The organism is Undibacterium sp. JH2W, from assembly GCF_049340425.1.
Classification (GTDB): domain Bacteria; phylum Pseudomonadota; class Gammaproteobacteria; order Burkholderiales; family Burkholderiaceae_D; genus Undibacterium.
In genome coordinates, this window is sequence record NZ_JBMPOT010000021.1 from 47688 (window position 1) to 66339 (window position 18652).

Consider the following 18652-nt stretch of genomic DNA (forward strand, 5'->3'; position numbering starts at 1 on the left):
TTCAGATCCTCGTCAAAAGGCGAGATTTGAAACATACGTATTATGCTGCGCCGAAGGTATTAATTACTCATGTAATTTAAACAAAGTCGCACGTTAAAATTTAGTCTCTTCACTATCTGAATTTAGTCTTATTAGTAGCTAATCAAAAAGCGAGTTTTATTAATTTTTGTCTTACCACTTCCTGATTGTTCACAAGAAATAAAAATTCATCATTGGCAAAGGATGAATAAATCTGACGAATTGACTGGTTCGATAAAATAAATTTCTCGAACCAGTCAAGCTGCCACGGCTGCATCTTCACTTGCTCTCTCAAAATGCAAGATAGTTGTCCCCCGAAGAACAGGCAAGTAAGAATAACTTCTAGGGATTTTTAGCCTGCGATTTAAAAGTCGAAGCATGCTTGGAATGCGCCGCAACTGGTTCCCCGGCTTCATTGAGCCTGATACTTATCTGATGTCCTTTTATCGTTTGCCAGTTGATATTTCCATCCTGAGACAAAGCTACTTTTTTCCACTCCCCATCTTGCCCTAGCTTTTGAAATTCACCTTCAGCAGTTAGCCGGAACTGTATCACCGTGTTTTCGTATTTTGTCGTAAACACCCAGGGAGATCCTTCGACCAGTTTTTTGACAAGAGCAGGCTGCTCTTCTGCAAACCCGTTCAGTGAAACCAGGAACAGCAAAACTGCTAACAGAGACTTCATCGGTCTTTCCTTTCACATGTATAGAATCAACTGATTCAAGATTGTTCACCCAAAAAAACGCTTATTTTATCGTAGCCGATGATCCGTCATCCCGCGAATCTGCGCCGGGCTCAAACCCAGCACACGGCGCATGCTGCGGGCTAGGTGGCTGGAGTGGGCGAAACCTGTTTCCAGGGCGATGTCTGTCATGCTCTGCTTGCCTTCCATCATGAGCTGGCGTGCGCGTTGCAAGCGTCGCTCCATGACATAGCGGTGTACAGGCATGCCCGTTGCCTGCCTGAACAGTGACTTGAAATGCGACAGGCTGAAGCCTGCCACGGCAGCAAGTTCGGCCAGCGTGAGGTCTTTATCCAGATGTGTCTCTACATAATCGATGACATGGCGCAAGCGCCACGTTGGCAAGCCGGGGCCCGTCAGTTGCTCGGTCACTGGCTGGCGTGACTGCAAGGCAAACAGACGGGCAGCCAGTGCGACTGCCAGACTGTCAGCAAAAATACGCCCACCCGGATAAGCCTCATGGTCCTCGGCCTGCATCATCCAGCCTATGCATTCTATCTGCGGGTCACGGATATGGATGGCTGGTGTCAGTTGCCCATGCTGGCTGCCCAGCTTCATGGTTTCTGCTGTGTCGTTCAGGATTTGCGGCGACAGGCGCAACAACAAGGATGTGGCGGGCTGGGTCAGTGTCCAGCATGTGCTGGAACCACCAGGGACGACACAGAACTGCCCATGCAGGCGCACCCCCTGGCGCTCATAAGAACCTGCGCGGTAAGACACAGGAACAGGGTCACCCAGATGCAGGCAGAGTACATGCCGCGCATCGACAGGAGAATTGAACAAACCAGGTGGTACAGGTGAGGTAAGCACATCAAGCAGCGGCAAATCATGGCTACCGGCACTGCTCAGCAGTGCTGCAGATGGATTGGGATAGCATGCAGGTCTGGTCATTGCGCCCTCAAAGTATGCACACCTGGGGAAGCATTAATGTAGCGCAAATCATCCGTCTGTGCTCGCGAGCGGCTGTTTGTGCGCGTCATTTCAAAGGGATGTTGCTAGCATCGTCCCCATTGTTACGGCCCACAAATAAACCCCACCTGGAGAAAAAAAATGAAGAGACGGCTTTTCTTGCAACTCCCCTACGCCGCCATTGCTGGCAGCATCAGTACCGCACTGATGATGCCCGCCCTGGCATTATCCCGAGAACAGATCACCGATGCCACAGCCTTTCACGCCATGCGCCGCTTTGCCAACCTGCCATCAGGCAAAATCGCATATGTCGAGCGCGGCCAGGGTGATGTCGCCCTGCTCTTGCATGGTGCACCACTAAATGGCTTCCAGTGGCGCGGTGCGATAGACCGTCTCTCACTCTACCGCCGCTGCATCGCGCCCGACTTCATGGGCCTGGGCTATACCCAGGTGCCCGCGCAGCAATCACTGACAGCCCATGCCCAACTGGACATGCTGATTAGCCTGCTGGATCACTTAAAGATTGGCGTGGTTGATATCATTGCCAGCGACAGTGGCGGTGCAGTGGCACAACTGCTTGCAGCAGGCTATCCAGAACGCGTGCGCAGCATGCTGCTGACAAACTGCGACGTCGAGCCAGACAGTCCGCCGGCAGGCGTGCAGCCCGTCATCAAGATGGCACGCGCTGGCACCCTGGCTGACGAAACCGCCAAATGGCTGAGCGACAACACCCTGGCCCGCGCCACCTTTGGTGCTGCCGTATTCCACAACCCGGCAATACTGAGCGCTGACAATATCGCCTGTTACGTCACCCCACTGGTCAGCTCAGCACTGCGCCGCCAGCAATACCACGACTTCCACCTGGCGCTGGAACCCAATCCCTTGGCGGGCATAGAAGCAAAGCTCAAGCGCAGCAACATCCCCATCAGGATAGTATGGGGCGGCAGCGATACCTTGTTTTCCATGGCTGATGCAAATTATCTTGACCGCTTACTTCCACAATCACGCGGCATACGCGTGATACCAGAAGGGAAGCTGTTTTTTCAGGAAGAGTATCCGGATGTGATTGCGGAAGAAGCCCGCCGCTTGTGGACAGTGTGACGCGCACATCAAGCTGATGGCGGTATTGACAGTTAGCTCAGGCTAGCTGTCAACAGTCGGGAACACTTACTTCCAATTCATTTCCCACCCAGCGCCGCTATGCGCTCCGCCGCATGCGTATTTTGCGCATCCAGCCCCAGCGACAAACGGTAATGCTTTAGCGCCGCCACCTTGTCCGCCTGAAACTCATATACCTCCGCCAAACTGTCATGCAGGTTTGCACTGTCAGGATAAACCTGCACGCCAAGGCCAAACACCGTCACCGCCTGATCAGCCATCTTCTTGCCCAGCAAACGATAACCCCAGGAATTGAAATCATCTTCAGAAGGATCAGGCAAACCCTTATCAATTTTTATCTTGTTCAATTTCGCCGCCAGACCTGCATAACCATCCTGCGCAATTTGTTCACGCAAAAGATGCGCCGCATAAGCACCGCCATGCGCTTTTCTCAAACCCGGCAAATAAAATCCAGCGATATCATCAATCATCCCCTGCGGATCAGCACCTGCCAGATTGGTCAGCGTGACGATGGCAAGATCATGGCCGGGATATACATAAAACGCCGAACGCGCACCACCCACACCAGCCACCGCAGCATACTCACCCTGCCGCATCACAGGCCAACCCAACGCCCACACAGTCGGCTTCCCATTATTGAAAGTACCTGGCGTCCAGAGCTGTTTCAAACCCGCAGCAGAAATCAGCTTGCCCTGTTGCAGCGCGATGAGCCAGTTGGCTACGTCCTCGGCACTGCTATTCATGCCCGCACCTGTTCGCAAGAATGGTGGATAAGTCTCAACGATATGCCGCAAGCTGCCACCCGGTTCTTCATACCTGTACGACACCGCCTTGTGCGGTATCACATCACGCGACTCACCAAAACCCACGCTACGCATGCCCGCTACAGCAAACTGCCGCTTCTGGAAAAAATCAATGAACGGCATGCCACTCAAACTATCGATGATCTTGCCCAGCAAAATATAATTGGTCTGGTTATAGCGGTAACGCTCACCCGTCTTGAATTCCATAGGCCAGGTCTGTATCGCCGCCCAGGCAGCATCCACCTCTTGCGGCGTCGCCAGCGAAGGTATCTTGCTGCTGATGATGTCAGGGATACCCGAGGTATGCGTAAGAAGCTGCCGCACAGTCACCGCCTGCCAGGCCACAGGCAAGCCATCCAGATAGCGCGACACGGGCGCAGACAAATCCAGCTTGCCCTCCTCTACCAACTGCATGATCGCAACCCCAGTAAACGACTTGGTCGCAGAGTTGATGGAAAACACATTCTGGTCATTCACAGCCACCGCATTGGGTATCTCAGCCAGACCATACGACTTCAACAAAACAATCTTGCCACCTCTGACCACAGCCAGTTGCATGCCGGGGATGCTACGTTCGTGCATTTCGCTTTTTATGTAGCGGTCGATTTGTTGTTTGATTTCTGTGTCGGAGGGCTGGGATTTTACTGCGACGTCGCTGGCGTTCGCAGAATAACTAGCTGCTGTCGTTCCGATCAGACCGCAAACCACGCAAAGCGAGGCAATTAATTTTGTCATTTAAATTTGCTTTCGAAAATTGTCACACTACAGTCCTTGAGAAGGACGTATTAATGCCAATCATCATTCGACTTGCAAAATAGAAAATAGTTCTAAGCTATCGGCGGAGTTCGGAAAAAAGCAAACACATTTTCGCCAAAATGTGGTCAATGCCAAGACAGAAATATTAACTAAAAAATAATACGCACCTAAGATAGACTTACATTAGGAGTCATCACATGCATATTAAAATTGTTGAGATCAGTAATTTCCGCAAGCTACTTGGTGTCCGGGTCGGGATTTCAGCGAAAAAAACAGTATTTGTTGGAGCTGTGCGTTTGCTAGCTGAATTGACCCTGTCAGTTTGATCCATCTTCCACTTCCTGGCGAAGGCAGCCACCCGGTCATACGACCCTTCAAATCCCAGTTCTTTTAGATCCAGATGAAGTTGTTTTAAGCTTCGTCGCTGCTTACGATTCTTGCCAGCTTCGGTTTTAAGCCAGCTTGATAGCTGCAATGCATATTTATCGATGGCGCTTGTTGTTTGTCGCTCCGCATAGGCTGGCTCTGTGACTTCAGAGCGCAGATAGCACCGGACAGTGTTGCGAGAGATGCCCAGTCGTCTGGCGATCTCCCGTAATGGGATATGGTCACGAATGTGCCAGCGTCGAATAATACCTAGTAATGCCACGTCAATCACTCCTGTCCCCTACTCATCAAGATAAGTAGGATTGTGTGCTAAACGTGGGACAATTTTAGATGCAATTTATCCGCACCCCCAGTGGGTCAATTTTCAGTGCAAATCAACAGCCTTGGTGATGTACACCAGTGCACCTGATGCCGTAAAGTCGCACGTAATTTCAAATGGATGGTTTACTGAACACGAAATAGCTTAATTGGCAAAGCTATCAATGCCCACAAGCAAAAGGTACCAAGCTGCCCCTCAAGAAATGCTGCAATAACAACACTTCACTTCTTCTCAAGCATTACTTCACACGAAAAATCCTCAACCTTACTTGATATTAATTTAATACTAAATTAATATCAATTTCGTTGCCTTATTTTTAACCAACAACCACCTTGCAAACCACCTCCAGCTGCCCAGAGGATGTTTGCCTGCTGCCTCCATACCCAACCCTTAAAAGGACCAGGAAATGCGTGCTGCACAGATACGACGTCACCTTGGGGCATTGCATGCTCCCTTACCCAGGACCGGGACTTTTCAGGGCTTGATGGCGGGGGCGAAGATGCTCTCGGCAGAGGCTCTGGGGCCTGCGCCGCATAGCAAGGCTGCTTCGCTGAACCTGGAATTTTCTCCGCGTGACTATGTCACTTATCTGCTGTCGATTGATGCCGAGATTGAGCATTGCTTGATGGTGCAATACCTGTACGCGGCGTATTCGTTGGGCGGGCCGCAGGTGCCTGAAGCCTACCGTGATGTGGTGCGCAACTGGCAGGAGGTGATACTGGGCATCGCCAAGGAAGAGATGGGGCATTTGATCTCGGTGCAGAATTCGCTACGGCTGATCGGTGCGCCGCTGCATATGGACCGCGAGGATTACCCCTGGGATGCGCCGTTTTACCCCTTCCCGTTTGCGCTGGAACCATTGACGCTGGACTCGCTGGCCAAGTATGTGTTTGCCGAATCGCCAGAGGACTGGGACGGTGGAGAGTTAGGTAAGGAAATACGAGCGCGTGTTTACAAGGAGGGGGAACCTCCTCCGCATCAAGTATCGGTCTTGCTCAATAAACTGATCAAGCTGGTCGAGAAGCCTGATTATTTACCTGACTATGTGTTCCAGGCCAACACTTTCCCGGCCCAGGCCAACTGGGCTGAATGGGGACGTGGCTATCTGGGTGGAAATCGTGGCAACAGTTCTGGCCAGCCCAGGCAGACGCCGGATGTGCTGGTGGTGCCGCAAACCTGCCGTGACGATATGGTGTCAGCCTTGCAGCAGATTGCTTCACAGGGTGAGGCCACCACGGGCGACACAAAATCACATTTTGTGCGCTTCCTCAATATCTATGTAGAGATGCGCGAGTTGCTGGCGAAAGAAACGCTGACTGACGCAGTATGGAGCAAAGCCCGTCCAGATGATTTTTCTGTCGATGGCTGGAAGAAATTACAGCCAGCCAGCAAGGCCGGCTTGCTGAAGGCGGGAGCCCATTTTGCCCCCTGGTCACCATCGCGCAAGGTGGCGGTCAACCCTTATGTGTCATTGGACCCAGGCCAGGAACCGGAACTTGCCGGTGGCAAGGCAACCCGCATCACTCACCCTGAATCAATATTGTGGGCACAACTGCACAACGTGCGTTACCGCATGTTGCTGGCTTATCTGATACACAGCTTCACCCTGTTTGGCGGCTTGAATGCAGCGGGTGCTATCACACCGCGCGGCGCCATTGTCAATGGCACTTTTGGCGAAATGTATAACCTGCGTGCTGTTTCTGAGATCTTGATGCAGTTGCCAGTATCAGCCACTGACCCAGATGCGGGTTTTGCCGGACCGCCTTTCCAGATGCCTTATACCCTGAACAGCCCGTTTGGCGAAACCAATCGCTGGCTTGGTCATCTTGACCTGCTGATCGCGGCAGATAACCTGACGGAAGCGCTCTTGCTGGTTGCCCCGCCAGCACGCCATACCTATCTGCAAGCCATGCGCGAGGCAGACAAAAACATGCAGGCACTGGCCCAGCGTATTTTGTCTGGCAGCATTGACCCTGCCCTATTCTAGGAGTAGCTCTTATGTCTATCTTGGAAATCAGAATTTTGCCGCCGCTGGCGATTGGCCGCCTGGGTGCTGCCGATGAAGCGCTGGAAGCCTTTGACCTGGAAGCAGACCCGACCAAGCCTTTTGACTATCGCAGCATCGTGCCGCGCCCCAGCCTGGAGGTGGACAAAGCAACGGGCGAGATCGTGCGCGCCTATGTGCCTGCGCAGATACGCTTCAAGGATGAAAATAAAAAGATCAGGCCGGTTGCACCATTTCTGGAAGTGTTTGTACGCACCAGTGATCAGCCCGATGAATTGCAGCCGCTGACCCTGGACTTGCTACAGCATGAAAAGCTGAGCCTGGCCAGCCTGCACTGGGACGTGGCGCTGAGCAATATCAAGCTGTTTCGCCGCACCGGCAACGCAGATGACCAGATCCACGCCAAACTGAGCTCGATCAAGGATCATGTGCGCCACCCCGTCATCGGTCATTGCAAAAACTTTTTGCCGGGCAAGACCCTGCCCCTGGGACATATACAGTACATCAAGCCAACCAAAGACTTTCCAGAGATACGCTTGCGCTACACACCGGCTGGCGGTGTGGTGTATGGTTCACGCAAGCAGAGACTGGAGCCAGACCAGAACGGCGTGCCCATGCTGGTCGATGATCCCATCATCGATAACGATGAGCTGGTGCTGTACAACGAGAAGAAAGACTGGCTAGGTTATGCCGATGGCACCGTACCCGGCGTCAGCAATGCCACCCTGACCGCGCCCGCCAGTATCTATGCAGGTTACGCCGATGCTGACGGCAATCAGGTCAGCTGGGGTTACTTGGATGATGAATGCGATGGCCATGTCAGGGTCAGCCTGAAACTCCATGATGACAAGGTCTTGCATGCGCAAGCCTATATAGGTGCCGGGCCACCGGCTTTTGCGCCTGACACTTTGCCAGTGCGCGTGATCTCTGACGAGATGGAACAACTGCTATACGGTGCTGTGGTAAAAGACGAAGAAGTATCACTCGATGATGCGACAGAGCTGGTCTTGCGTGCGCTGGAAACCGTCAGGCTGATGAATACGGCAGTGATGAACGGCAACCCGGTCAATGGCCGCCTGAATGTAGCCAGCACCATGGTGCGGCAAAATACCGGCGACTTTGAGCGTTATTACGAACCGATAGCCGCCGCCTCGCTGGTGGACAACCTGGCCTTGCGCGCCCTGCATGAGCGCGTCTTCAGCACCCTGACTGCCGGCGGCGCCCCCTGGTTTGCCCAGGCATTGCGACAGCCAGATGAAATCGGCGACCTGTCGGCCGCTGCCCTGCGCAAAATGCCAGCATTGATGCGCGGTGCAGATGGCCGCAGCCTGACCTTGACACGCCGCCATATCGACATGGTGATCAAGGCCGCCAAAAACGCCATGTTTGCCAGCCCCAGCCAGCAGGAGAGCAAAAATGTCCGATAACAGCAGCAACAAAAAAGCCAGCATCAGTGCCAGCAACCTGACGGCGCAAATCCATCATCGCGGCACTGGTAACCCGGCGTCGGTGCTGCCGCGCAGTGCTATTTCCAACTGCTTCCCTGGCCTGGAATTTGATTTCAGGAATTTGTGGCGGCGCGCCTTTGAAGGCATCACCCTGGTCGAAAACAACAACTATGTGATTGATGCCGAACCAGGCCACGCGAACCTGAAGAGTCGCCGCCTGCTGCGTTTTGCCGGGCTGGACATGGGCGTGCTCACCACCGGGCCTACCGTGCCGGAAGAAGGCCCCATCACACTGGCTTCAGCCGCCAATCCGAATGCCGTGTCTTTCATGGAATGGTCCAATTCATTTGCCCGGATTTTGCATTTGCAGGGGCAGATGGTGGAATGTGAGTTTACTGCCGACAAGGATGCCGACACCGAAGTTTTGTATGATGCTGACACACCTACCCATAAGGTGCATTTAAGGCTGCGTCACTTTTTTGTCAGCGGCACGGCAAGCTTCAATCCTGCCCTTCTGCAACCGGGCGAATTAACGCAAGGTTTGTGCGCTCCCTGGCAAAATGATTACCGCGAATGCGCCTGCTACTATTGGGCGGCCTCACGGCCAGACTATGTGAATGTGGAACCTGGCATCAATGGCTTGTCACGCGGCGACATGTGGTTTGCCAAGAAACGTACTGGCACTTACATCCCCGACAACCGTACTGACAGTCGCTTATACTCCTACGATGACTTGTTCAAATCCTGGCAAGAGGATTTGCAATTCATCATACGCGGCAAAGATGCCGATGAGTCCTGATCTCTTCGCTGAGCCTGAGACTATCACAAGGCCTGAGGAAGATGCCAGTCTCGCACCTGCCCTGTCCTTGCACACCGTCACAGCATCACGCCCCTCGCACCGTGATGCACACTTGGTAGAAGATGCACAGGGTGCGCAACTCTTGCTGGTGAATGGCAGCAGGCTGTTTCATTTGCCGCCGGATCTGGTGCCAGAATTTCGTACTGCGATCAAGGCTGAGGGCCAGCAATTGCTGGCTGCGCTCATCGCCAATTATGGCTTGCAGGCCCAGTCCTATATCGATGATGAACCGCTGTCATCACCACCAGTACATGCACTGTCACTGGCGATAGCGCAAAAGTGTAATCTGGGTTGCACTTATTGTTATGCGCAGCAAGGTGAATTTGGTGGCAAGGCCAAAAGCATGGAATTACAGAAAGCCATGCAAGCTGTGGATTTATTGCTGGGCCAGGCAGCACCGGGTGCCAAGGTCAACCTGGCATTCATGGGTGGTGAGCCCTTGTCTAATCGCGCTGTCTTGCGCAGCGTGACTGAGTATGCCGTTGAGCAGGCAGCGCAACGCGATGTGCGCTGTCATTTCTCCATCACCACCAATGGCACGCTGGTGACAAGTGATGATGCTGATTTTTTCGAGCAGCATGGCTTTGCCGTCACGGTGAGCCTGGATGGTCCGGCAGAGCAGCATAACCGCTTGCGCGCCTTCAAGGGTGGCAAGGGTTCTTTCGACCAGATAGTAGAACGCATCGCCCCCTTGTTGGAACGCCAGCGCCAGATGCAGGTATCCGCACGCGTGACAGTAACCCCTTTTAACCTGAACCTGCCGCACACCCTGGATACCTTCATCAACATGGGCTTTCACAGCGTAGGTTTTTCACCTTTGCTGCGTGCATCCAACGGTCAGGCAGAAATGGGGCCGGAAGACATGGCCGAAATGTTGCAAGGCATGATCGCCTGCGGCCTGGCATTTGAGCAGCATGTCATGCAGGGCCAGCGCTACCCTTTCATGAATATGCAAAACGCCTTGCGTGAATTGCAGCGCGGCACGCACCGTCCCTACCCCTGCGGTGCGGGTGCGGGTTATTTTGGTGTATCAGCAGATGGTGAATTGTCTGCCTGCCACCGTTTTGTTGGTGATGAACAGGGCAAGATGGGCAGCCTGGATGAAGGTGTGGACCGCAGCAAGCAAGCCATCTGGCTCAGCCAGCGTCATGTACACCAGCAGCAGCCTTGCAATAACTGTTGGGCGCGCTACCTGTGTGGCGGCGGCTGCCATCATGAAGTCTTGGCACGTGGACGCCATGCCTGCGATTACATACGCGGCTGGCTGCATTACACCATAGGTGCGCATCAACGCCTGAGCCATCTGGCAGCGGACTGGTTCCAGGGCACGCCGGACGGCCCGCAGGTCTGAAATGGCGAGCACGGATAGCGCAGTCGATGTCCTCATCATCGGTGCCGGGCCAGCCGGGCTGACTGCCGCCCTGCGCTTGCAGCAACTGGGCTATAGCGTGCAAATGCTGGAGCGTAGCGCAAACTGGCCGCGCACGCAGATAGGTGAGGCACTGACGCCGGGAGTCAGAAACATCATAGATATGCTCGATGCCAATGTAGCCATGCAAGCCGTGCCCCATCTGGCAGGTTTGGCGACGCGCCTGTGCTGGCGCAGCCAGCAAGCAGAAATAATCCGTCATGGCGACGCCGCCGTCGTCAACCGCGCTGCCTTTGATACGGCCTTATTGCAACTGGCCCTGCAACGCAGCATCAGCCTTACCATGCCAGCGCAAGTGCAGGACATAGAAGGCAGCCCTTACGACTGGCAAATCAGTATCAAGACTGCTGATGGCGTGCAGCAAACCCATGCGCGTTTTATCCTCGATGCCAGCGGACGCAGCAATAGCCAGCAACAGTATGCCTGCGCACCACGCCTGTCTGCGGTCTGGGCAGAATTATCACCTGCGCATATCCCGACTGGGATGGTGAATTTCACGCAGGTAGAAGCACTGGAACATGGCTGGCTTTGGGGCACCCGCCTGCCTGACCAGCGTTACCGCATCATGTTGCTCAGCGATCCACACACTGCACACCAGCAAATGCCGGGGCAGGCCGAACAATGGCTGCGCAAGCAATGCGGGTCCAGCCTGCTATTTTCTGACGTGGCAACGACTCCTTACGCCAGCCGCTTGCAAGCCTGCGTGGCTACACCTTATTTATCACTCGATAGCTGGCAAGATGGCAGGCTCAAACTTGGTGATGCGGCATTTGCAATCGATCCAATCTCATCTTCAGGCGTGGAAAAAGCCATGCGTTTTTCTTTGCAGGCTGTAGTTGCAATCCACACGATACTGGGTGGTGTCGATGAAAACGCGGATGAAAATCGCTACGAACTGGCCCGTCACTTCTTTGAACAAAGATTGACAGAAACCTGCTCCCGCCACAGCTATTGGACAGAGGCTTACTATGCCCAGGCATGGTGTAGTGATAGCTTATTCTGGCAAGAGCGTTCTGGCGTCAAAGATACCGGCAATGCAGAGACTGCATCTGCTCATCCACTGTTATTTTCGCTACGAGAGCAAAGTCAGCAATTAAGTAATTACCGGCCAATAGAATTAAGGCCACTGGCCAGCTTCAACCCTTACCTGCCCTTGCGCATACACCCGGCCACCAGCATGGTGGCCAGCTACTGCGTGGTCGATGACAAGGTAGAAAAACAGCTGGCGATCACCCACCCCAGCCTGGAACGTCCTGTTTCTTTCCTGGAAAACCAGGCGCTGCTGCCGCATCTTGATTCCTTATGGCAGCCACAGTCGCTAGCCAGCGTATTGAAAAAACTGGAAATAGGCTTGGGTGCACAAAACGCACAAAAAATCACTGCATGGCTATGGCAGCGCGGCATACTGGAGAGCCTGACTTAAACGGCGACTGATAGTACAAATGCCAGTAAATGCCGGACTTGCATATTGCATATAATTGGATGACGGCCTGCCCTCGCAGGCCATCAATTATTTAAGGCATCAAGCTGAAATTCACCGGCACCCATTGATAGCTGGAACCAGCCTTTTTCAAATGCCCCATGCCCGGAAACTGCATATGTGAGGCAGCAACGATAACGCCATCTTTGGCTGCCTGGGTGAAAATTTTCTGACGCATGGCAGAGGCTGCTTTGGCATGGCTATCAAAAGTCACCGTCACTTCGGGCTCGCCGAGTTGCACAGCAGCGACGTGGATCAGGTCACCGACCACCAGCATTTTTTCACCCTGACTTTCCAGCAGATAAGAGGTATGACCAGCCGTATGACCCTGGGTAGAATGCGCAGTCAGGCCAGGCAGTAATTCACTATCCTTGCTAAAGGTCTGCAACTTTTGTGCTGCCTTGTAGGGATTGACTGAAGCCTGCGCTCCCTGAAAGAAAGACTTGCCATCTGCCGGTGCCTGTTCGAGGTTTTTTGGACTCAGCCAATAATCTGCCTCTGCCTCATTCACATGTATCGTGGCATTGTTGAAAGCCATTGCACCATTAATCATCAAACCACCTACATGATCAGGATGCAAATGAGTCAGGTAGATGTCATCTATCTGCGCAGCTTCATACCCTGATGCTTTCAGATTGGCAATCAGCTTGCCCAGACTGGGGCCAAACAGGCTGCCAGTGCCTGCATCTATCAATATCAATTTGTTGCCAGTATTGACCAGGTAGGCATTCACTGAGGTTTCCAGCGGTGCCTGCAAGAATGATTTGGCCAGTACTTCCCTGGTCTTCTGCTCTGGTTCCATGAGGATTTTATCAACAGGCAATTTAACGGTGCCGTCGCTGAGCGCAGTCACTTCAAATGCGCCCAGCATAGTGCGGTAATACGCGGGGGCAGATGTTTTTACCATGGGTGCGGCTGCATAGGCTGCACCGCTGCTCATGCCGAATGCACCGGCGATGGACAGGTATAAGGCAGCGTGGGTTAATTGATGTAAAGTGTTCTTGATCATGTTCTCTTCCTTGGGCTATGCGCCCGTATTGTTGGCTACTGAATGTTGGCTACTGAGTGTTGACTACTGAGTGTTGACTACTGAGTGTTGACTTGTTGTTGATGGAAGAGATTCTATTTCTTTGCGAAAATCAGTACAATCATTCATTATGCAAATCATCTTTGCGATTTTCGCAAAATAGTCAAGGGCCAGCATGTTCGATGCGTTACAGTTTTTTTTGGAAGTGCATGAAGCAGGTAGTTTGTCTGCTGTTGCAAAAAAGCACGATGTGGCAGTGTCATCCATCTCCCGCAAGATAGATGCGCTGGAAGCTGAATTGGGTATCAAATTATTCCATCGCAGTTCACGACGCTTGCTGCTGACCGATTCGGGTGAGCAGTTTTTACCAAGAGCAAAAAACATCGCCGCAGAACTGGCAGATGCCCGGCAAGCCATGTCAGCACTGAATGCTGACCCGCGTGGCTTGCTGACGGTCACAGCACCGTCAGCATTTGGCAGACGGCATATTGCCCCAGCTGTCGCCAGTTTCCTGAAGCTTTATCCCTTGCTAGAAGTAGATTTGCATGTCAGCGATGAAATCGTCGATTTGTCCACACGCAGGGTCGATGTCGCAGTGCGCATAGGCGTGTTGCCGGACAGCGATCTGGTGGCGACTACACTGGCTCCGCTGCACAGGCTGACCTGCGCCAGCCCGGCCTATCTGGCGCGTCATGGCAAGCCAGCCACACCGCCAGATTTGCTCAGACATAATTGCCTGACGATAGCAACACCACCGTTACCCACTGGCTGGTGGGCCTACCCAGGCGTGAACCGCGAGTCCAGCTTGCCAATCCGCGGCAGCCTGCGTTCTGACGATACTGAATCCTTGCTGCAAGCTGCACTGGCCGACATAGGCATAGTCCATCTGGCCAGCTGGATGGTCTGTGATGCCTTAGAGACAGGACAATTGATCTCACTCTTCCCGGAGGCCAATAACACCCACACAAAGATACGGCCAGGCATACATGCAGTACGCATGCCCGGCCGTTCACATGCAGCAAAAGCACAATTGTTTATTGCCCACCTGCGCAGCACATTTGGTGAACCTCCTTATTGGGACAGGGTATTGGCCAACCCGGTATAGCCCCAACCTGGGAATACCCATTCACTAAGCATCAAATATCCGTTTTCAGACTATACCTATGTCCAGAACAGTACACATGTGACATCGCTGAAATTTGGTAAATGATCGCTTTCAACACTGCCTATGACTTTGTTACCCTATAAGCTGCTGAGCTTAAAAATAACAAACAGTTATGAACTTAATTTGTCGCAATGACAGGAAAGCCCTGCATTAAAGATTATTTAGTCAACAAAATGTTCTATTTTCCGCATTTCCCTTGGCATTTGTCAGCAATTCGCAAGAAATTACCGTATTCGGGGTATAATCCTATTGCAAAAGAATTCTTATCTTCTGATAAATCGCTGTATTTCTGACGAAGTGTTTCTGATAAGCGCTGGGTAGCGTTTCTGGTAACAAGCTGCTGCATAGTTGCTTTACCTTGCATTAATTACTGGCCTTTAGCTCATTCTTCTGGTTGGTATCCAAGCACTGTGTTGATGTGATGGAAAAGCCATCTGTGCACAGCCTCTTTCAACACTCACACTCTTTTCGTCTTACAGTATCAGGCGATCAACAGTGAGTTCACCGTAATCCCTTGCAGATGATTATGTGATCGTCTGTCATTAGTGACGCAGTCTGTGTACAGGTGTCACACCCTACTATAAAGATGAAAAACCATGGCAAAAGAAGAACTGTTGGAAATGAGTGGTCAAGTTGAAGAAGTGCTGCCCGATTCACGTTTTCGTGTGAATCTGGAAAACGGTCACAAACTGATCGCTTACACGTCCGGCAAAATGCGTCAGCATCACATACGCATACTGGCCGGTGACAAGGTGACACTGGAATTGTCCCCTTATGATTTGAGCAAGGGCAGAATCACATTCCGCCATATTGAAACACGCGGACCATCAGGTGGTGGTCAGCAACGTCGTCGTTACTGATCGCGGCTATCGTAGCTACAGCAAATACAGCAGATGTAAAAAAATGGGGCATTGGCCCCATTTTTTTGTCCTGTTATATTGATTTCAAGGCTATCTGGTTTACTCGGGAAAGCGCACCAGCTTCTTCCCATCCTTGGGTATCTGATACTGCGCCACATTCATCTGCATGGCCAGCAGGGTGTAATAGGCATTGATGCCGGTCAGATCTACTATCCCCTTTTTACCAAAGCGCTTTTCTGCGCGCTCATAGCTGCGGTCGGACACGCGCTTGTTCTTGTGTAATTCCATCGAAAAGTCATAGACGATTTCTTCATCGTCTGTCATGCCCGTTGGGCGTCTGCCATCAGCAATTGCAGCGGTCACCTCTGGCTTGATACCCGCCTTGAGAGCGATGGGGTGATGTACATACCATTCATAATCCTGCGACCACTCACGTGCAGTGATGAGTATGACGAGTTCGCTGAGAGTAGTGCCCAGCGCAGATTGATAACGCAGATAATCACCCATGGCGCGTGCCTGGCTCATGACTTGCGGGCTGTGCATCAAGGGCTCGAACGGGCCAAAGACAGGCACCTTGCGCGTTGCCAGGAATTCTTCCGCCGCTTTCTTTTGTTCTTCGGTGTATTGCGCTGGAGGTATGGTAGGAAGGCGTTCGCCAGCCAGGGCCAGGGTGTTGATGGTCATGGTGAGTATGATAGGAATGAAAATATTGCTCAGTGTAATACGTTTCATGCTGTCTCCTGTATGTGTTGCATGGTGCTGCTTTGTGTTGCTTTGGACTAGTGAAAATCAACTCTCGTTCTGGCGTTGCACCCATAGTGCGACCCCTTCAAGGCTGCGGAAGTCTGCGACAGAACGACAGGCGATTTGCGGGTGGCGGGTCTGCAGCATTTTGGATAGCGCAGAACCTGGGCCCAGTTCCAGCGCATGGCTGATGCCGTTTTCAGCCATTGCATCCATGCAGGCATGCCATTGTATGGTCTGCGTCATTTGTGCCAGCAAGCTGCTGCGTATGGTCGCTGGCTCTGTGACTTTTTCGGCATTGATACCAGCCAATACGGGAATCTCAGTTTCATGCATGAGAGTGTCCCTCAGCGCTTGCGCAAAACCAGGTACGGCAGCCAGCATCAGCGGTGTGTGTGAAGCGACGTGCACGGCAATTTCTGTGCGCGCAATCTCATGTCCAGGCAAACTGGCTATCTTCGGCATTGCTGCGGCAATCTGGTCTGCCAGACCAGCGATGATGGCCTTGTTGTCAGCAGTGATGATGGCGACGTGCAGATCATGGCTGATCGCAAAATCTTGTAGTTCGGCGATGGCGACGCCAGATACTGCCAGCATGCCTTGCGGTGCATGTACGCAAGCCTGCATCAGGCTGGCGCGGGTGGTGGCGAGTCGCACTGCTGCTTGCACATCCAGGCTGCCACTGGCTGCATGTGCAGAAACTTCACCCACGCTATATCCGGCGATCAAGTCTGGTGTCGGCAAATGATCCCGCAATGCCTGCCAGTTGGCCAGCGTAGCGGCGACGATCAAGGGCTGGGCATAGCGATTGTTAAACAGAAGATTGGGCGATGAAAGTGCATCTGCGAGTGTATGTTGCTCTATCTGATGACTCAAGGCCGCTTGCACAAAACTGGCCGCCTGGGCATCCTGCTTAGCCAGCGCAAACATATCCGCAAACTGTGCACCCTGCCCCGGACAAAGCAGGGCGAGCTTATTCATGTATCCTCGTCGCAGAAAATTCTTCCAGACAGTAATGCACAAAGCAAGTGGCTGCCAGCATATCTGCGGCACCACCCGGCGACAATCTGCTCGAAATAAATTCTTGATGACAGTTTTCTGCCATACGCAGCCATTGCGAATTAGTTGTGCCACCTTGCCCCAGAAATTTTTGTGCGGAGTCCCTGGCATAGGCTATGCCTGCCGCACCACCCCGGTGATATAAATTTGTGTCGCTGATATGTGCCATCAGCGTGAAGAAACAATCTATTTGCGCCAGATACAGACTGCGGCCTTCTCCCAAGCTTTGTTGCAGGCGTGGCAGCGCAAGTTCAAAGATGGAAGGGAAACCCAGCGCTGCTTCTTCCCTGGCACCGCTGGCAGAATAGAGTTTTGCGGCCTTTAAGCCGTGGCTCAGATATTGCACATCTTCAGGAGCACTATGCACAACCAATGCCTGCCTCCATTGCGAGATGAGGGCTAGTCGTAAAGTCGCCGCCGTCAATGTGGCTTCACGCGACAAACAATATCCTGCCGCTGCACTAAGCATACCCAAAGCAAAAATGGCACCTCTATGCGTATTGATGCCTCTGGTCGATTTCAGCATACGCTGTTCTGCTGCGATGCCCAGTTGCTTTAATACTTTGAAGTCAGCACCATCTGCCCCCGCAAGCGCAATGTCTTTGAAATAATGGCGTAGCGAAAACAGGCTGCGCATGAAGCAGGCAGCATCCATATCTGTATGGCTGCCATTGTCACGCAGGGATACCAGGCCGGGTTTGGGATACAAGGCCAGCTCGGCATACAGACTGCGTATCGCGAGTATGGCGACCTGCTGCGCAATATGTTTTCTTCGAATCAAAACTATCGTTGCCTGAACTGAACGCCGTTCTATATGCACATGTGCCTGTCCTAGCATGGCAACTCACCTTCAGGCAAGAGATCAAGCAAGCTTTGTCGTGCGCGCAGACTGACGCTATGCATGTCTTTGACCATCACGCGCTGCTGGTTAAAATCCTGCCCAGCGTGGGCGGGCTGTATCCATTCTTTCCAGGACACTGCGGCCTCGCCAGGGAAAATAATTTCGCCATCTATAGCCAAGCTTTGCTGATGCTCTTGCAGCAATGCCAGGCCAGCACGCAGTTGTGCCTGGTGATAAGGCCGGAACAGGATATCGATATCTGAAGTCGCACTCAGATAATCTTGCCCCGTCAAAAACTGCATGGCGACCGAGCCATACACACGTAGCTTGATACCCGCCATTAAAGCCTGCTGATGCAGGTTTTGCAAACCTGCCTGCCAGGCAGGTGGAACAATCACGGTGACAGTGTGCAAGGACAAGGCAGACTGATGGATGGCGATATGCTCGGCCTTCACCGCGGCAGCAAAGCGCGGCTTGTTGCCATTCACAGGTGGCAGCGGAAAACCTATACAAACTTCATCTTCTGCGGTATCAGGATGGCGACGCGTGACTACCGCTGGCCATTCTTCCTGCTGCCACTGCCTGAGCAAATCCGGTGCGCCAAAAGACTGCAAGACAGCAAGCCAGGCTTCATCAGCAAGCCAGACCAGATCATGTCTTTGGTATTGCGCGATGCTCTCCAT

Annotated in this window: 16 protein-coding genes and 1 pseudogene; 8 read left to right on the plus strand and 9 right to left on the minus strand. The window is 52.7% G+C overall.

The window, feature by feature from the left end:
- Positions 1-360: 360 nt before the first annotated feature.
- The gene (locus ACO0LC_RS24930) at positions 361-702 is read right to left on the minus strand and encodes a hypothetical protein (RefSeq protein ID WP_423008259.1); all 342 of its coding nucleotides are present in this window, start codon (positions 700-702) and stop codon (positions 361-363) included.
- Between the two features lie 66 nt (positions 703-768).
- Positions 769-1650, minus strand: coding sequence for a helix-turn-helix domain-containing protein (locus tag ACO0LC_RS24935; RefSeq protein ID WP_423008261.1), 882 nt, complete (start codon positions 1648-1650; stop codon positions 769-771).
- Between the two features lie 159 nt (positions 1651-1809).
- Between ACO0LC_RS24935 and ACO0LC_RS24940 the strand changes: the two genes are divergently transcribed.
- Positions 1810-2769 (plus strand): alpha/beta fold hydrolase, encoded by a 960-nt coding sequence (locus ACO0LC_RS24940; protein ID WP_423008263.1) that lies wholly within the window; start codon positions 1810-1812, stop codon positions 2767-2769.
- Between the two features lie 77 nt (positions 2770-2846).
- Here the strand turns inward: ACO0LC_RS24940 and ACO0LC_RS24945 are convergent, their stop codons facing one another.
- Together ACO0LC_RS24945 and ACO0LC_RS24950 are read right to left on the minus strand one after the other, a co-directional pair.
- Positions 2847-4325, minus strand: a complete 1479-nt coding sequence (locus ACO0LC_RS24945) for a serine hydrolase (protein ID WP_423008265.1) — start codon at positions 4323-4325, stop codon at positions 2847-2849.
- A gap of 352 nt (positions 4326-4677) precedes the next feature.
- Positions 4678-5004: pseudogene (locus tag ACO0LC_RS24950) on the minus strand (IS21 family transposase); the annotation flags it as partial.
- Positions 5005-5458: 454 nt separating this feature from the next.
- Between ACO0LC_RS24950 and ACO0LC_RS24955 the strand changes: the two are divergent.
- From ACO0LC_RS24955 to qhpG, 5 genes are read left to right on the plus strand one after another with little or no spacing between them, the layout of a single operon-like run.
- On the plus strand, positions 5459-7039 hold the full coding sequence (locus tag ACO0LC_RS24955) for a ferritin-like domain-containing protein (protein ID WP_423008267.1): 1581 nt from the start codon (positions 5459-5461) through the stop codon (positions 7037-7039).
- An 11-nt stretch (positions 7040-7050) separates the two neighbouring features.
- A complete protein-coding gene (locus ACO0LC_RS24960) occupies positions 7051-8484 on the plus strand; it encodes a hypothetical protein (RefSeq protein WP_423008269.1) in 1434 nt (477 codons plus the stop codon).
- Positions 8474-9304, plus strand: coding sequence for a hypothetical protein (locus ACO0LC_RS24965; protein ID WP_423008271.1), 831 nt, complete (start codon positions 8474-8476; stop codon positions 9302-9304). Before ACO0LC_RS24960 ends, ACO0LC_RS24965 begins: the two co-directional genes overlap by 11 nt.
- Positions 9294-10715, plus strand: a complete 1422-nt coding sequence (locus tag ACO0LC_RS24970) for a radical SAM protein (protein WP_423008274.1) — start codon at positions 9294-9296, stop codon at positions 10713-10715. Before ACO0LC_RS24965 ends, ACO0LC_RS24970 begins: the two co-directional genes overlap by 11 nt.
- A gap of 1 nt (position 10716) precedes the next feature.
- A complete protein-coding gene (qhpG, locus tag ACO0LC_RS24975; protein ID WP_423008276.1) occupies positions 10717-12216 on the plus strand; it encodes a flavin-dependent monooxygenase QhpG in 1500 nt (499 codons plus the stop codon).
- A gap of 91 nt (positions 12217-12307) precedes the next feature.
- Here qhpG and ACO0LC_RS24980 read toward each other — a convergent pair whose 3' ends face one another.
- Positions 12308-13282 carry an MBL fold metallo-hydrolase gene (locus ACO0LC_RS24980; protein ID WP_423008278.1) on the minus strand — a complete coding sequence of 325 codons (975 nt, stop codon included), beginning with the start codon at positions 13280-13282 and terminating at the stop codon, positions 12308-12310.
- Between the two features lie 193 nt (positions 13283-13475).
- Between ACO0LC_RS24980 and ACO0LC_RS24985 the strand changes: the two genes are divergently transcribed.
- Both ACO0LC_RS24985 and infA read left to right on the plus strand, forming a co-directional pair.
- Positions 13476-14405 (plus strand): LysR family transcriptional regulator, encoded by a 930-nt coding sequence (locus ACO0LC_RS24985; protein ID WP_423008280.1) that lies wholly within the window; start codon positions 13476-13478, stop codon positions 14403-14405.
- A gap of 656 nt (positions 14406-15061) precedes the next feature.
- Entirely contained in the window at positions 15062-15325 is a 264-nt protein-coding gene (infA, locus tag ACO0LC_RS24990; RefSeq protein WP_110258049.1) for a translation initiation factor IF-1, read from the plus strand.
- 99 nt (positions 15326-15424) lie between these two features.
- On the opposite strand, the gene ACO0LC_RS24995 is transcribed toward infA, so the two are convergent.
- The 4 genes from ACO0LC_RS24995 to mdcG are packed head-to-tail and all read right to left on the minus strand — an operon-like array spanning position 15425 to position 18652.
- Positions 15425-16057 (minus strand): carboxymuconolactone decarboxylase family protein, encoded by a 633-nt coding sequence (locus ACO0LC_RS24995; protein WP_423008282.1) that lies wholly within the window; start codon positions 16055-16057, stop codon positions 15425-15427.
- Between the two features lie 57 nt (positions 16058-16114).
- Entirely contained in the window at positions 16115-17050 is a 936-nt protein-coding gene (locus ACO0LC_RS25000; RefSeq protein WP_423008284.1) for an ACP S-malonyltransferase, read from the minus strand.
- Positions 17043-17966, minus strand: coding sequence for a triphosphoribosyl-dephospho-CoA synthase MdcB (gene mdcB, locus ACO0LC_RS25005; RefSeq protein WP_423008286.1), 924 nt, complete (start codon positions 17964-17966; stop codon positions 17043-17045). Before mdcB ends, ACO0LC_RS25000 begins: the two co-directional genes overlap by 8 nt.
- Complete coding sequence (mdcG, locus tag ACO0LC_RS25010) at positions 17960-18652, minus strand: malonate decarboxylase holo-[acyl-carrier-protein] synthase (RefSeq protein WP_423008288.1); 693 nt, start codon at positions 18650-18652, stop codon at positions 17960-17962. Before mdcG ends, mdcB begins: the two co-directional genes overlap by 7 nt.

What these genes read in the sequence shown, in the direction of transcription:
- ACO0LC_RS24980 (WP_423008278.1), bottom strand. Translation starts at nt 13,282, where the DNA reads ATGATCAAGAACACTTTACATCAATTAACCCACGCTGCCTTATACCTG.
- ACO0LC_RS24970 (WP_423008274.1), top strand. Translation starts at nt 9,294, where the DNA reads ATGAGTCCTGATCTCTTCGCTGAGCCTGAGACTATCACAAGGCCTGAG.
- mdcG (WP_423008288.1), bottom strand. Translation starts at nt 18,652, where the DNA reads ATGGAGAGCATCGCGCAATACCAAAGACATGATCTGGTCTGGCTTGCT.
- ACO0LC_RS24995 (WP_423008282.1), bottom strand. Translation starts at nt 16,057, where the DNA reads ATGAAACGTATTACACTGAGCAATATTTTCATTCCTATCATACTCACC.
- ACO0LC_RS24965 (WP_423008271.1), top strand. Translation starts at nt 8,474, where the DNA reads ATGTCCGATAACAGCAGCAACAAAAAAGCCAGCATCAGTGCCAGCAAC.
- ACO0LC_RS25000 (WP_423008284.1), bottom strand. Translation starts at nt 17,050, where the DNA reads ATGAATAAGCTCGCCCTGCTTTGTCCGGGGCAGGGTGCACAGTTTGCG.
- ACO0LC_RS24955 (WP_423008267.1), top strand. Translation starts at nt 5,459, where the DNA reads ATGCGTGCTGCACAGATACGACGTCACCTTGGGGCATTGCATGCTCCC.
- ACO0LC_RS24930 (WP_423008259.1), bottom strand. Translation starts at nt 702, where the DNA reads ATGAAGTCTCTGTTAGCAGTTTTGCTGTTCCTGGTTTCACTGAACGGG.
- ACO0LC_RS24960 (WP_423008269.1), top strand. Translation starts at nt 7,051, where the DNA reads ATGTCTATCTTGGAAATCAGAATTTTGCCGCCGCTGGCGATTGGCCGC.
- ACO0LC_RS24940 (WP_423008263.1), top strand. Translation starts at nt 1,810, where the DNA reads ATGAAGAGACGGCTTTTCTTGCAACTCCCCTACGCCGCCATTGCTGGC.
- ACO0LC_RS24985 (WP_423008280.1), top strand. Translation starts at nt 13,476, where the DNA reads ATGTTCGATGCGTTACAGTTTTTTTTGGAAGTGCATGAAGCAGGTAGT.
- qhpG (WP_423008276.1), top strand. Translation starts at nt 10,717, where the DNA reads ATGGCGAGCACGGATAGCGCAGTCGATGTCCTCATCATCGGTGCCGGG.
- mdcB (WP_423008286.1), bottom strand. Translation starts at nt 17,966, where the DNA reads ATGCTAGGACAGGCACATGTGCATATAGAACGGCGTTCAGTTCAGGCA.
- infA (WP_110258049.1), top strand. Translation starts at nt 15,062, where the DNA reads ATGGCAAAAGAAGAACTGTTGGAAATGAGTGGTCAAGTTGAAGAAGTG.
- ACO0LC_RS24935 (WP_423008261.1), bottom strand. Translation starts at nt 1,650, where the DNA reads ATGACCAGACCTGCATGCTATCCCAATCCATCTGCAGCACTGCTGAGC.
- ACO0LC_RS24945 (WP_423008265.1), bottom strand. Translation starts at nt 4,325, where the DNA reads ATGACAAAATTAATTGCCTCGCTTTGCGTGGTTTGCGGTCTGATCGGA.